The 12,795-nt window shown below is 63.5% G+C and carries 11 protein-coding genes and 1 tRNA gene; 7 read left to right on the top strand and 5 right to left on the bottom strand.

The genetic code is table 11. The features are described from left to right. Nucleotides 1–3: 3 nt before the first annotated feature. Nucleotides 4–1,020, bottom strand: coding sequence for a D-alanyl-D-alanine carboxypeptidase family protein (locus tag ACWD0F_RS13500; RefSeq protein WP_449875046.1), 1,017 nt, complete (start codon nt 1,018–1,020; stop codon nt 4–6). Nucleotides 1,021–2,095: 1,075 nt separating this feature from the next. Between ACWD0F_RS13500 and ACWD0F_RS13495 the strand changes: the two genes are divergently transcribed. The 3 genes from ACWD0F_RS13495 to ACWD0F_RS13485 all read left to right on the top strand — a co-directional run bounded on the left by ACWD0F_RS13495 (nt 2,096) and on the right by ACWD0F_RS13485 (nt 6,006). After that, nucleotides 2,096–2,168: transfer RNA gene (locus ACWD0F_RS13495), tRNA-Arg, on the top strand. 663 nt (nt 2,169–2,831) lie between these two features. Then, complete coding sequence (locus ACWD0F_RS13490) at nt 2,832–3,461, top strand: hypothetical protein (RefSeq protein WP_449875045.1); 630 nt, start codon at nt 2,832–2,834, stop codon at nt 3,459–3,461. Between the two features lie 115 nt (nt 3,462–3,576). Further along, on the top strand, nt 3,577–6,006 hold the full coding sequence (locus ACWD0F_RS13485) for an N-6 DNA methylase (protein ID WP_449875044.1): 2,430 nt from the start codon (nt 3,577–3,579) through the stop codon (nt 6,004–6,006). A 375-nt stretch (nt 6,007–6,381) separates the two neighbouring features. Here the strand turns inward: ACWD0F_RS13485 and ACWD0F_RS13480 are convergent, their stop codons facing one another. Next, nucleotides 6,382–7,902: a hypothetical protein gene (locus ACWD0F_RS13480; RefSeq protein ID WP_449875042.1), complete on the bottom strand. Its 1,521-nt coding sequence runs from the start codon at nt 7,900–7,902 to the stop codon at nt 6,382–6,384. 154 nt (nt 7,903–8,056) lie between these two features. Further along, on the bottom strand, nt 8,057–8,194 hold the full coding sequence (locus ACWD0F_RS13475) for a hypothetical protein (RefSeq protein WP_449875040.1): 138 nt from the start codon (nt 8,192–8,194) through the stop codon (nt 8,057–8,059). 543 nt (nt 8,195–8,737) lie between these two features. On the opposite strand from ACWD0F_RS13475, the gene ACWD0F_RS13470 reads away from it, so the two are divergent. From ACWD0F_RS13470 to ACWD0F_RS13460, 3 genes are all read left to right on the top strand, one after another. Beyond that, nucleotides 8,738–9,280, top strand: a complete 543-nt coding sequence (locus ACWD0F_RS13470) for a winged helix-turn-helix domain-containing protein (RefSeq protein ID WP_449875038.1) — start codon at nt 8,738–8,740, stop codon at nt 9,278–9,280. Further along, nucleotides 9,205–9,816 carry an IS630 family transposase gene (locus tag ACWD0F_RS13465; RefSeq protein WP_449875036.1) on the top strand — a complete coding sequence of 204 codons (612 nt, stop codon included), beginning with the start codon at nt 9,205–9,207 and terminating at the stop codon, nt 9,814–9,816. The genes ACWD0F_RS13470 and ACWD0F_RS13465 overlap by 76 nt, the downstream gene beginning before the upstream one ends. Nucleotides 9,817–9,911: 95 nt before the next feature. Continuing rightward, nucleotides 9,912–10,754, top strand: coding sequence for an IS5 family transposase (locus ACWD0F_RS13460; protein ID WP_449875034.1), 843 nt, complete (start codon nt 9,912–9,914; stop codon nt 10,752–10,754). Nucleotides 10,755–10,771: 17 nt separating this feature from the next. On the opposite strand, the gene ACWD0F_RS13455 is transcribed toward ACWD0F_RS13460, so the two are convergent. Both ACWD0F_RS13455 and ACWD0F_RS13450 read right to left on the bottom strand, forming a co-directional pair. Beyond that, entirely contained in the window at nt 10,772–11,284 is a 513-nt protein-coding gene (locus ACWD0F_RS13455) for a hypothetical protein (protein ID WP_449875032.1), read from the bottom strand. Between the two features lie 97 nt (nt 11,285–11,381). Continuing rightward, on the bottom strand, nt 11,382–11,990 hold the full coding sequence (locus ACWD0F_RS13450; RefSeq protein WP_449875030.1) for a DUF1877 family protein: 609 nt from the start codon (nt 11,988–11,990) through the stop codon (nt 11,382–11,384). 251 nt (nt 11,991–12,241) lie between these two features. On the opposite strand from ACWD0F_RS13450, the gene ACWD0F_RS13445 reads away from it, so the two are divergent. Continuing rightward, the coding region (locus tag ACWD0F_RS13445; RefSeq protein WP_449875718.1) for an IS701 family transposase at nt 12,242–12,795 on the top strand (554 nt) is incomplete at its 3' end.

Raw genomic sequence — 12,795 nt, 5'->3', positions numbered from 1 at the left:
TTCCTAGAGCAGCGAGTCGATCTTGGGATCGTACTCCCAATGCCACGGCTCGAACGGACCGCTGTAGGCCCAGGAGGGATGGAACCACCCATACCTCTTGGAGTTCTTCTCCATCCACACGAACTCCGCCGACCCCGACCGGTCGACCCCACCGCACAGGTCCACAGCGAGCCCGAGCCCGTGGTTGCTCCGCCCCGGCACCGCCGCGAACCCCGGCCGCCGGTAATAGACCGACTGCTGCTCAGCAAGGTTGCGATAGGCGTCAGTGACGCACATCGCCTTCCCGAACCGCTTTCGATAGGACTCGTTCAGACTCACGAACGCGATGGTGGCGTCGGCCCGCAGACTGAAGCCCTTCTGCTGCAACGGACAGAGCATGCCCTTCGGGATCAACCCGTTGGGATATTCGTTGGCCGTCGCCGCCCGCAGCGGGTTGCACCCCAGCGCGGCACGCCCGACCTTGTCGATCTTGATGCCCAGCTTCACCAGGGCCGCGGTCAGCGACTTCACGATCTTGTCCGACCGCTGCCGCAACGTGTCCACCTCGACGGCGAGTTGCGCCTCGGAGAGCAGGTTTCCGGCTCGGAGCTCCTGCGCCTCACCGGCCAGCCGCTGCGTCTGCGCATAGAGGGCAGAGGTCTGCTCGACGGCCTGCTGCCGTACGGCCACGATCTGACTCGCATCGCTGAGCGCCCGCAGCGTCCCCGCGTCCGCGTCCTGCGTCATGAACGGCACGAGGTTGTCGGCGGCCGCGATCGGCTCCTCGTACAACAGCTCGGCCATCTGCGAAACCGGCTGCCGCATCACCGAGAGCCGCTGCTCCATCTCCTGCAGGGCCGTCAGCTTGGTCTTGAGCTCCTTCTCGGAAGAGGCGATGCCGGCTCGCCGCTTCTCCAGGGCCTTGGTGGCGTCCTCAAGCTCCTTGGCCGACCGCTCAGCCTCTTTCCGCAGCTCGGACAGGGTGGACGGATCCCGCCGCACCTGCGCCCCCACCTGAGCCCGCACCGGCGAGAGAGGCACCAAAAGAGAAGCCATCGCCATGAAGACCGCGATCAGACCCGCTGATCGAGGGGCTGGCACGTTCGACTCCTCCGTATGCAAACTCGTTACCCGGGTCAGGCACGCACGTTACTACAGCCCCCCGAGTGTCCGGACCCGAACACTAGAGAGCCGTTATGAGCTATAAAGCCCACTTTGCACAGCCACCCCCCGCAACCAGCCACATCTCGCCCCGACCCCACGACCTGGAGCCCCCGCCTACCCCTCAAGCGACCTCAGATCCCACCACCCTCACGCAACCCCACACACCCCGCTGCAAACCCAGACAACCCACACCCTGGCGTAGACCGACCCAAACATCCCGAGACCTACGCGAATTTGGACAGCCCAGCGCCTTGGTAGACAGCCCAACACCTTGAGCAGCTCTCCTTGAGCCACTACCTTCAAGCGAACCCTGGACAACTCAGCACCTTCGAGTTGCCTCAGATCTTCAGCGCCCAACTCCTCTCCCCGCTCTCCTCAACCTCATCCAAGTCGCGCTCCCCGCACAGCTCCCACAACCAGGTGTCCTCCCACTCCCCCGGACAACCGGCCTGAGGCGGCACAGGCGACGGCGGCGTAAACGGCTCCTCTGTCACAACCGGCTCCGGCTCGCCACCCCCACCCGCCTCCGCAGCTCGCGGACTGTGACTGCGCACCACTTGCACAGGCGCCGGCACAACCCCCTCATACACACGATCCGGATGAGCAGGCTCAGGCACCAACACCGGCTCGAACGCCACCAGCTCATGCCCCCCGCCACTGATCACCCCCCGACCACCCACAAACTCCTCAAACCCCCGCACCTCCCCCGCCAGCAGTCCCCCGGCAAGAATCGCCGGCGCCAGCAACGCCCCGAACAGCACAAAGGGGCGCCGACGGGCTTGCGTGTATCGCCTCCTGGTCACAGGCAGACGCTATCCATGCGCGATACGTGCGAATCTGATCACTTGTCATGGCTTTACCGCAGCTCAGAGCACCCATAACCAACCCCGCCAAAGTCATCGAGGCCCCGCGTCCCACGCAGTGCCCAACTTTCGCTAGGCTTACGGGGTCCGCCTCCGTAGCTCAGGGGATAGAGCACCGCTCTCCTAAAGCGGGTGCCGCAGGTTCGAATCCTGCCGGGGGCACTCACCTAGATCGGCATTTCAGGCCCCTGACCTGCGGTTTCACAGCCGCAGGTCTTTTGTTTTGCGCCCTTGGTAGGCAGCCGACGGCGCCAGCATGCAGCCGAAAGACCATGATCAGGGGACATACACGGGATGATCTTGATGGCGTTTCCCCAGCTCAGGCCCTAGATTCCCGCCATCCCGGCCTCCGGCAACCACTATGGCCGCACCAAATATTGGACGACCGCCACGAGGGATCGTGCCAAATACGTGCGCAAACCCCCACCGGAGGTGCACGTTCATCGCCGCACTACCGCCACCATCCCGGCCAGTTCCCCACCCTGGACACACTGCCCGTCCACGAAAGCTCGCACGGTCTCCCCATCCCCTACCGCGCCCGCCCGTGTACAACCCGCGCTTCCGCGCGAGGCGGGATTTGCGTCACCATGATCGCATCGATCCGACGAAGGAGGCTGCTTGGTCGTTTTCGCCTGTACAGCATGCGGCGCCGTGATGACCGCGAAGGTGGCGCGGGTGGCGCTCCCTGACCACTCGGGCCAGAAGTACGGCCATGGCCTGCTCCCCAATCTGCTGGAGCCAGGAACATACTCCGTAGACCCCGGAAACGGCCGACCCTGGCGACCATGGGAACCCGAGCCTGAAGAACGCCGCGTCCGATTGTAGATGTACCGCATCACGGGACCCCCGAACAGGATCGGCATCGCGCCGGGCGACGTCCGCGGAACCATCTTCATCCCCGAGCGGCTGGGCGGCTGCTGTTGCGGCTGGGACGGCCAATACGGCCCCAACCTCGCCTGCGCGACATGCTGCCGCCCGGTGGCGACCCGCGTCGACGACTGCGGATCCTGGCAAGTGGTGTGGCTCGAACCGGACGCCGTACACCCCGTCGCGGTCGCCAGCCCCGTCCAGCAGGTAATGGACTGGGAGGAACTGCCGAGCACGCCACCCGCCGACCCGCGTGATTGCTGGAGCGCCCCCTGGGAGGCCGCAGTCGAAGTGGCACTGGGGCACCTGCTGGTGGCCTCGGACGGTAAGCGGGTATCCGCCCTTGACGGACACGTCGCGAAGGCGTTCCGTCGGGCGATCGACGGCCTGCTCCCACCGGGGCCACCGGAACGACACCTCGCCTTGGCCGGGCCCGGCCTATCCACCGGCATCACTGACATCGCCCTGGTACCGCGGCATCCGCAGACCGGCGAGGCATGGCCGTGCGACGCGGGAACGGTGGTGCCGCTGGGCTTGGCCTCGCATACGGACTGGAATCGAGCCCCGACAATCCTCGATCCTTGCTAGATTCTGCGCACTGCCAGTGCGCAGTTGGACGCTGGGCCATGCACTCCTAGGCTCATCCTGCACAGAGCACGTTCTTAAGGCGGAGAGGAGGCCATCACTCATGTCGTATCCGCCGATGGATGAGGACAAACTGCTCACACGAGCGCAGATCGCCGAGCTAGCGGCTGTCAGCAGGTTGATCATCACTATCTGGGAGAAGCAGGAGGCCGATTATCCCTCGCCTCGGCGTTCGGGCGGGCAAGAGTACTTCCGACGGTCGGAAGTCTTGCGCTGGTTGGACCGGAGGGTTGTCCCGCTCGAGTGGCTCGCGGCCGATGAGCCTGCCGGTATCACTTACGGGAACCGAGCCCGAAAGAAGAAAGAAGCAGGGAAGCCCCCGGCTGCGACGGCGAAACGCCGTCGCAGTGCCAGCTCGCCCTACCGCATCCCAACCGGCGCAGTCGACGAACCCCGTCCCGAGAACCAGCAGATCGTGAACGAGTTGCTGGGTACCTTCGTAGATCGGATCCGTGGCGCGGCCAGCGTACTCGACTATCTGAACCTACTGGCCTGTCTCCACTATCTCCGCGGCACTGCTACCGACCGGTTCGAGATTCTTGCTGCCCGGGCTCGCACTCTCACTAGCCTCGACGAGGCTGCCCAACTGCTCCGAGACATCGGCCGCGAAACCGACGAGGACATACCTAGCCTCAGAGGGCACGCGAGCATGCAGGAAGCGCTACAGCGCCTCGAACCACGAACCGCCCGTGATCTTCGCTATGTCGTGGACGCCATGAGCCGCCTCGACGAGGACGTGTTCGGGCTATTCCTAGACGAGTACGAACGCCAAGCCACATTGGGCAGCGGTGAGTTCTTCACGCCTCGTGCAGTAGTCCGAGTGATGACGCGGCTGGCGTGCTCCGAGTTCGGTCCTGGAAAGCCAGAGTCCGTCTATGACCCGTACGCCCGCGACGGCGGGTTCCTCATCGAGGCGAGCGCCGCCTGCGCCTTGGACGAAGAGGGCCTGCCACGGGAGGACGCGGTGCGGACCTACGGTGAGACCCGGCGTGCCGACACCTGGCGACTGGCAACCATGAATCTTCTTCTCCACGGTGTCTCGCCGACTCTCGACCTCAAACGCAACGCCCCTTGGGACAACAGCCCTGGGCATGCTCCGCCAGGGCCCTTCGACATCGTGCTCACCAACCCACCCTTCAACATGAGCGACCCCGGCCGCGGAGAGCGCAGCAATGGGCAGTGGACGTACGGGGCTCCGCCCCTCGACAACGACAACTTCGCCTGGGTCCAACACTGTCTCGCATCGCTACGCGAAGGAGGTCTGGCCGGCATCATCATGCCCAACAAGGCGGGGAACTCGGGCCACAAGGCCGAGCGAACCGTCCGCCGCAACCTAGTGGAATCCGGAGTCGTCGACTGTGTCATCGCCCTGCCAGCCCAACTGTTCACCGGCACCGCAGTACCTGTCTCCGTCTGGTTTCTGCGCCACCCCGACACTCCTTGCGACGAAACGCTATTCCTCGACGCGCGGCACATGGGGGAAAAGAGCGGCTCACGCCAGGTCCTCAATGCCGTAGACGCCGAGAGTATTTTCTCCGCCTACCGTGCTCACAGGAATCCAGGCGAGGCCGTCCCCCCCCTCGGAGCCATGGCTGCGGAGCAGCAGGTGCCCGGCGCCCTTGTAAACAGGGACGAACTGCGGCGAAGCGACTACTCGCTCAACCCGCTTGACTATGTCGAGCGCCAACGGGGCAAGGACAACGACCGTGAACACGAGCTCAAGGCTGCCTGGGGAAGCCTGGACCATGCCGAGCAACACCTCCGGCATACCCAGGACGCCGCCACTTGGCTGCCGTCCGTCAGAATCCTTGAATCGTCGCCTCGAAGGACCCGGCCGGCTTCCGTGTTCGCCCTCGACTCGTTGTGCGAAATTCAGGCCGGACCCTCCTATTCCAAGCTGGGCAAGGCCCACCGCAGCGCAGGCGGATCGGTGCCAGTCGTGTTCCCTCGGCACCTGAGGGACCGACATATCAGCGACGAGAAGGACGAGCTCGTATCGGAGGAGACAGCTCATCGGCTGGAGAACTTCAAGCTTCGAGAGAAGGACATCGTATGTGTCCGCTCGGGTGCGATCGTCCCACCGGCACTGGTGCGGAAGCACCAGGTCGGCTGGCTGATGAGTCCAAATGTCATCCGACTCCGGATACTCAAGGAGCTAGAGTGCCGGATCCTTCCGGAATACCTATTCCATTACCTGTGTCTGGACGAGTCCGTCGCCTGGATGCAAGACCGAGCCGCGGCCACCGCAGCCCCGTCGCTCCGGACCGAGTCCCTCGGGTCTCTACGAATCCCGCTGCCCGAACCCACCGAGCAGCAGGAAATCGTGAACATGCTGAACGACGTGGACGAGCTGGATCGCGCACATAAGACCGTGGCCGCCTCTCTGCGGCAAACCCGTATCGCACTAGCTAGCGTGCTCCTGAACCCGTCCGAGCCCGCCCCCAACATCCAATCTCGCGACCGATTCGAGAAGAAGGCATCCCTGTGAACACCCCCCAACAACCGCTCGCTTCAACGACCCCACCAACAGCTGTCTCTGAGCCAGCGAACAGTACCTGGATTCCCTGGCTGCTGGTCATGGTGCTATTTTCCACCCTCGTCGCGACGTGCGTTGGCTTCCTCAAAGCTCTCGACGGCAGCCCGGCCACCGATATCATCCTCTCGGCAGGTGCCGCTTTCGGAGGGGCTGCGCTGCTCTGCCTGGCAGTTGTACCCGTTGTACAGCAACTTCGGCGACGTCGGTAGGAAGGGATGACCCTCAGGGTTCCTTTTCATGGCACCCAAGACGCCTGCTACGCCGAGCGAACTGCGATATTTTACTCAGCCGCAGGGCTGGAAACAACATCTGCGATCATCGCAAACCTCAGTCACCAATCCGTACCGAGACCCTGAACAGGTGACGAGGGCTTGTACGTGCGTTGCTTCCGTCTGCAATGGCAAGCGTTTCCGGGTTGGAGCTAGCAACCCACATACCAAGAAGTACGTCACAAAAGTAGTGCCCAAGCTTGATGGCAACATGCCGAATATCGCTGTATCGAACGGTGAAGGATCCCGCGTTTGGCTTGCCTCGGCCATGACGCAAGGCTAGTATCATCTTCGCAGGGACGACATATACGACCCCACTTTGTGCAATTAGCCAATACACGGCGGTCGCACTGCAGCGCAGCAGCTCTTCGAGCTGACCAATAGCGATGGCCCAGGAGTCTGAACCTGGGCCAGGTTTACGCAACAGCTTCGACTTCTTTATCTGAACCAGGTCACCATAGGTGATTGTCGCGTGTGCGGGTACTTGTATTGAGACGACCACACCGATATCGGCACCAATCTCCTTCTCCTCGCTCTTTGGCACTATCCGCCGTTCGACCTCGACCTTCGGGCTGGAACCTACCACCCCAGCCAGAACAAGCGCGGCTTTCACCGCATCTATATTGTCGGATAGTAGCGCCAGCAGGCTCGGTGTGAGATATTCCTCTTCAGCAGCGCCATCTGCTGCAACAATATCTGCGAACTCTTGGACGGCCCGATCCGCCGCCCCGCGGATCAGACTTTCAACATTTGCATCCCCTAGCCAAGTGGACGACGGCGCCTCAAGAGGGCGGGGAAACAAGTTCCGGCGCTCGTCTAGCAGCTTCGCCGCAGCGTTTAGCAGCCAGTCTTGGCTTATGACTGGTTCGCGCCCAGTTACTAGCGTCTGGATCCCTCGCGCCCTTAAACTTATCCGACCAAACGACAATGCCTCGATGTCTCTAAGATCGTCATCAATTCTCGAATAGCGTTCCCTAAGCCACAACGTTAGCGCGACATCGAGGTCACTAAGAGAGGGGCCTACAGTCAAAATCCAGGGAATAGAACGAGCCCAACTTTCCGGATGTGCCGCCACCTCTCGCTCGAGCGCACAGAGCCGTTCGTTTCGCTCGACTGTATAGCCATGCGACAAGGAAGCTATCATCGCCAAGGTATGCCATAGCACTGCGATCTGAGAGGCCTGTGGCGCTAGGGTAGATTTTATGCTGAGGTCAGAATCCTCTATGCTTGATGACTTCCAGCTTGCAAGTCCTAGGTCGCGCCTCGTGTACTCAGCGTCTATCAATCCTTGAGCAATACCAAACACCGTAGGCAAGCTATCTGCGGCTAGCTGACCAAGCAGCCGATCGAGCGACAGCACATGACGCACTACATCAGGCATCCATTGCTGGGTGAGCACATTTTCGGACCATGCATGCAGGAGCGCGATCTCAAATTGCCGTGGGCTGGCACGGAGAAAAGCCTTCAAGGCATCGGCCTTGGCAGTGTCTTCGCCAGCGGGGTCCAGCCTATTGAGGGATCGGTAGCCAATCTCCGAGAGTAGCCGTACAATTTCTTTCTGATCAGCCATATCTTTCACAGACCCATAGTTTGAATGTCACCATGCCTGCATGGCGCAGATACGATACCAACTGTACCTCTTGAGGCCCTTGCCTGGCTCGGAATAGACGCTCTCTACCGCATGGTGTCGACACGTCCGAACGCGACGCCGTTCAAATCAGCCATCGTCTTCGCTACTCGACCGCCACGCAGAGGGCCAGCAGCAACAGTGCCACCGCGATGCTGACGGCCTTCACCGGTGTGCTGGTATGTGCGCCCGGCGCCTTGACCTTGGCGGAATCCTCACCGTCGCCAGCGAACGTCTCGTGCACCGGCGCAACCTCGACTTTGAGACGCCCAGAGCGACACGACTAAAACGGTGCAGGACCCGCATCAGAAGAGCGGGACCGCCTTGCAAGACTCCCGCTGGGAGTATCGCTTCCACCAGTACAAACACCCGCCCAGCGATGGACAATGGAGAGGTCCTTGCTGAGGAGCCAATGCAGGCCGAGCAACAATCACATATGGCCCGTTCATAGAGAAACGGACGCCGTTCGACTCGAGCTCTCCTAAAGCGGGTGCCGCAGGTTCGAATCCTGCCGGGGCCACTTCGGCTACATAGGCATTTCAGCCCCTGACCTGCGGTTTCTCAGCCGCAGGTCCTTTGCTTTACCGACCTTGATAGGCAGCCGACGGTGCCCGCATGCAGCGGTAAGACCATGATCAGGGGACATAAGCAGGATGATCTTTAACGTGTTTCCCCTGGTCAGACCCCGATGTAGGTCATCCAGGCCTCTGGAAACCCACTACCACCGGTTGAATTCGTAGAGTCTCTGGGTCGTGACGGATAGCGGTCGGTGCGGTACGACCGGAGTGTGCGGTATGGGCAAAGGGGTGGGTACACGCCCGCGGAGCAGGAGCGGCGGGAGCGTGTACGGCTGCAGGCGGCCCAGTGGTTCGAGGCTGGAGAGTCGACCAGGACGGTCGCGGCGCGGTTACGGGTGCACGAGCGGTCGGTGACCCGCTGGCGTAAGGCCTGGCTTGAGGGCGGAGAGCAGGCGTTGCGCTCGAAGGGTCCGGTGTCGAGGGAGAAGTTGTCGGCCCGGCAGTGGGCGCGGCTGGATGCCGAGCTTCGGCGGGGTCCGCTGGCCTGGGGCTACGCCGAAGACCAGTGCTGGACACTGGGCCGGGTCAAGACGCTGATCGGGCGGCTGTTCCACATCGGCTACACCATCGAGGGCGTGGGCAAGCTGCTGCACCGCCACGGCTGGTCGGTGCAGGTCCCGGCCCGGCGGGAGATCGAGCGGGACGAGGAGGCCATCGCGGTCTGGAAGGACGAGGTGTGGCCGGCGGTAAAAGCACCGCGGCGGACCTGGGCGCCTACGTTTGCTTCGAAGACGAGGCAGGGCAAGGGCTGAGGCCGCCGAAAGGACGTACCTGGGCACCGGTCGGTGCCCGGCCGGTGGTCACGGTGCGCGACAAAGGCAGTGGCCGGGTCAACATGGCCGGCGTCGTGGCCTACCGAGACGGCGAACGGCCCCACCTGTTCTACCGCCTGCACGTCTACCGGCGGCGCAAGGGCGAGCCCAAGACGTTCTCCTGGATCGACTACCGGGACCTGATCGTGGCTACTCACCAGCAGTTGGGAGCACCAGTGGTCTGGTGCTGGGACAACCTCAACGTGCACCTGGCCGGCCAACTCGCCGACTTCGCCGCCGAGAACGCCGACTGGCTGCGCATCGTCCAGTTACCCACCTACGCTCCCGAGCTCAACCCTGTCGAGGGCGTCTGGTCCCTGCTCCGGCGGTCCTTGGCCAACTTCGTCGTCGCCGACCTGACCGGACTCGTCCGGCTCGTCAAACGCAGGCTGAAGACGATCCAGTACAGGCCCCACCTGCTCACCGGTTGCCTGGCCCAGACCGGCCTCACCCTCGACACCCCGACAAAACCATGACCGACTCTACGAATTCAACCGGTGTAGAGGGTGTCTGAAAAGGGTCGGGCGAGTCATGCTTGGCAGGGTGTCGGGGGTGAGCCTGGAGGCGTGCGATGGTCCCTCGGCGTCCGTACCCCACCGATCTGTCCGATGCTGAGTGGGAACTGCTCGCTCCGCTGATTCCCGCGCCCAAACCGGGTGGCCGGCCTGCCGTTCATGAGCGTCGGGAGATCGTGAATGCGCTGGCGTACTGGGTGCGGGCAGGCTGTGCGTGGCGGCTGCTGCCCCACGATCTGCCGCCGTGGCAGACGGTCTACCACTACTGGCGCACCTGGCGAATCGAGGGCCGCTGGGAACACATCCTGGTCCGCTTACGCGAACACGATCGCATCGCTGGAGGCCGTGACCCCACCCCCAGCGCCGGCATCATCGACAGCCAGAGCGTCCGGGCCACCGACCGAGGCGGCCTGCACGGCTACGACGGCGGCAAGAAGGTCCCCGGGGTCAAACGGCACCTGCTGGTCGACACGCTCGGCACCGTGCTCACCGCCTGCGTCAGCCCGGCCAGCGTCAACGATCGTGACGGCGCGGTCGTGCTGCTGTCCCGAGCTCGCGAGCTCCTGCGCCGGCTGAAGCATGTCTGGGCCGATCAGGGCTATCGCGGACAGGACTTCATCGGCTGGATCCTGGACCAGTTCGGCGTGACCGTGCAGATCGTCGCACGGCGCGATGGCGGATTCCGCTCCACCTGGGCCAAGGAAGGAACCCCGCCGCGCCAGGTACCGCGGTTTGCTCTCGTGCCACGCCGTTGGGTGGTCGAGCGCACCTTCGCCTGGCTCGGCAAGTATCGCCGCCTGGCCAAGGATTACGAGTACCTGACAGCGACCTCCGAGAACGTCATCTACCTGGCGATGAGCATGATCCTGCTACATCGCCACAGCGGCCGCTCGCCCTGACCCTTTTCAGACACCCTCTACGACCGCCCGGGCACCGGACAGATACAGCCGTTGATCGTGCCAAATACGTGCGTCAGCACCTGCCCCATCCAGCGCTTGCGGCCGCGGCGGCTGATGACCTGCAGCTGGTCGAGCACGACACGCATCCTGCCCGCGCTGGCCCGGGATACGAACGTGTGGACCTCTTCAATCACCACCAGCACCGGCGGTTGCTTCCTGCCGTCCTTGCCGATGGGTTCATCGCGGGCCACCGCGATCACCCGGTCGAACAGCGCCTGCAACAGGAATGAGATGGCGATGTTGCGGGCAGTGTCGTTGGTCTCGCTCACATCGAAAACGCTCAGGCGCTTTCCGGCGAGAAGCTCGTCCACGTCCAGGTACGGGGTGTTCCTGGTGGGCATCCAGTCGAGCATCTCGGATCTGCCGAGCTTGTACAGCTTGCTCCTCAGCGTTGAGGCGGTGGCCTTCTCCGCCATGCCGGGCTTGCCTGGGAACAGGGGCATGCTGCCCGTGGCGGTGTCCTCCGGCAACCCGTCGATCAGGTCGCTGAGGTTGTACGGGCGGCCCGGGAGAAGGCGGTGTGGGGCGGCGAGGGGGTTCTAGCCCGCCACGAGGCCGTGAGCTGGGTCAGTACCTGATCACGATCAGGTCGTAGTCGTGGGCGGCGACGTCGCGGTAGTAACGCGCGAGCCATCGTAGGTTGTCCATGGCGCGCGCGAATGTTTCGTCCTCGTCATCGTCCGATCTCGTCTTGTAAACGCCACGTGCCATCTCTTTGATCGAGAACTCGCGGCGGATGGCCGCCTCATCCAGAGCCTCGATCGCGTCGGCGGCCTCGATGAGGAACGCTCGGGCAGAGCAGCGCCACAGCATGCCCTGTCCGGAGACTGCGTGGTCGGCGAAGTGCCGGTCACCGTGGATGATCCGATACGGCAGTGAGCGCTCCCGCTCTTCGTAGTCGTCCAACTGGCGGTAGGCCGCCGGGTCGAGCGCATACTCGGCTTGCTCATAATCACGCGCACCCGAGCGCCAGGGTTCCTCGAGCGTGTCGAGGGCGCTTGGACGGTCCGCCAGCATCGCCTGGTTGATCTCGGACAAGGGCTCACCGATGTCGTCGATGTCGGAGTGGAAGGGCGGTTGCCACGAAGCGGTCTCCCACACCGCCGCATCGCGGCGGATCGCCTGGACTGGCTCCGAGTCCAGCAGAACAGGAACACTCCGCAGGTCTATGCCCATCGTCGTACCTCGTTGGGTGGGGGCTAATACTTCCCGTGACACTTGGCGATCTTGGAGGTCGGGGTCGCTTAGAGACGACCACCACGTGATCTAATACTCCAGCCGCACTTCCCTGAAGTAGGTGTGCCTGGGCATGCCTGGGACGACCCAGGACCACCTGGGTCTGTCGGGGTAGATCCTGGGTGAAAGAGGAACGGCCACCGCTGTGATCATTCAGGTGTGATGGAACTGAAGATCATGCGGTGGCCGCGTTGGCCAGGGTAGAACATCTCGACGCTGCTCGTCTGCAAGCATGCCTGGATCGTGCGTTCGCGCTGGTGGCCGGTCGTTTCAAACGCCCGGAAGTACGGCGGCGGGCCCGGGCCTGCGTTGAGGGAATGCTGTCCGGGCTGGAGCGAAAGAACGGATGGTCACTAGCCGAGTACGCCGGTGAGACCACTCCGGATGGGATGCAGCGACTGTTCAACGCCGCCAAATGGGACGTCGACGGCGTGCGCGACGATATCCGCGGTTACCTGATGGAGCACCTGAGCGAGGCCGACGGGGTACTGGTCGGGGACGACACCGGTTTCGCCAAACAGGGCGGCTGCTCGGCCGGAGTGCAACGGCAATACACCGGAACCCTCGGCAAGGTCACCAACTGCCAGATCGGGGTGTTCCTCGGCTACGCCTCCAGTCGCGGCCGGGCCGTGCTGGACCGGGAGCTCTACCTGCCCCGGGACTCCTGGATCGCCTCACCGGAGCGGTGCGCTGCCGCGCAAGTCCCCGAGCAGGTCGGCTTCGCGACCAAACCCCAACTACTGCA

Source organism: Nonomuraea sp. NPDC002799 (assembly GCF_053592075.1).
The sequence above is the reverse complement of the archived record's forward strand: the minus strand, read 5'-3'. Positions and strand labels throughout refer to the sequence as shown.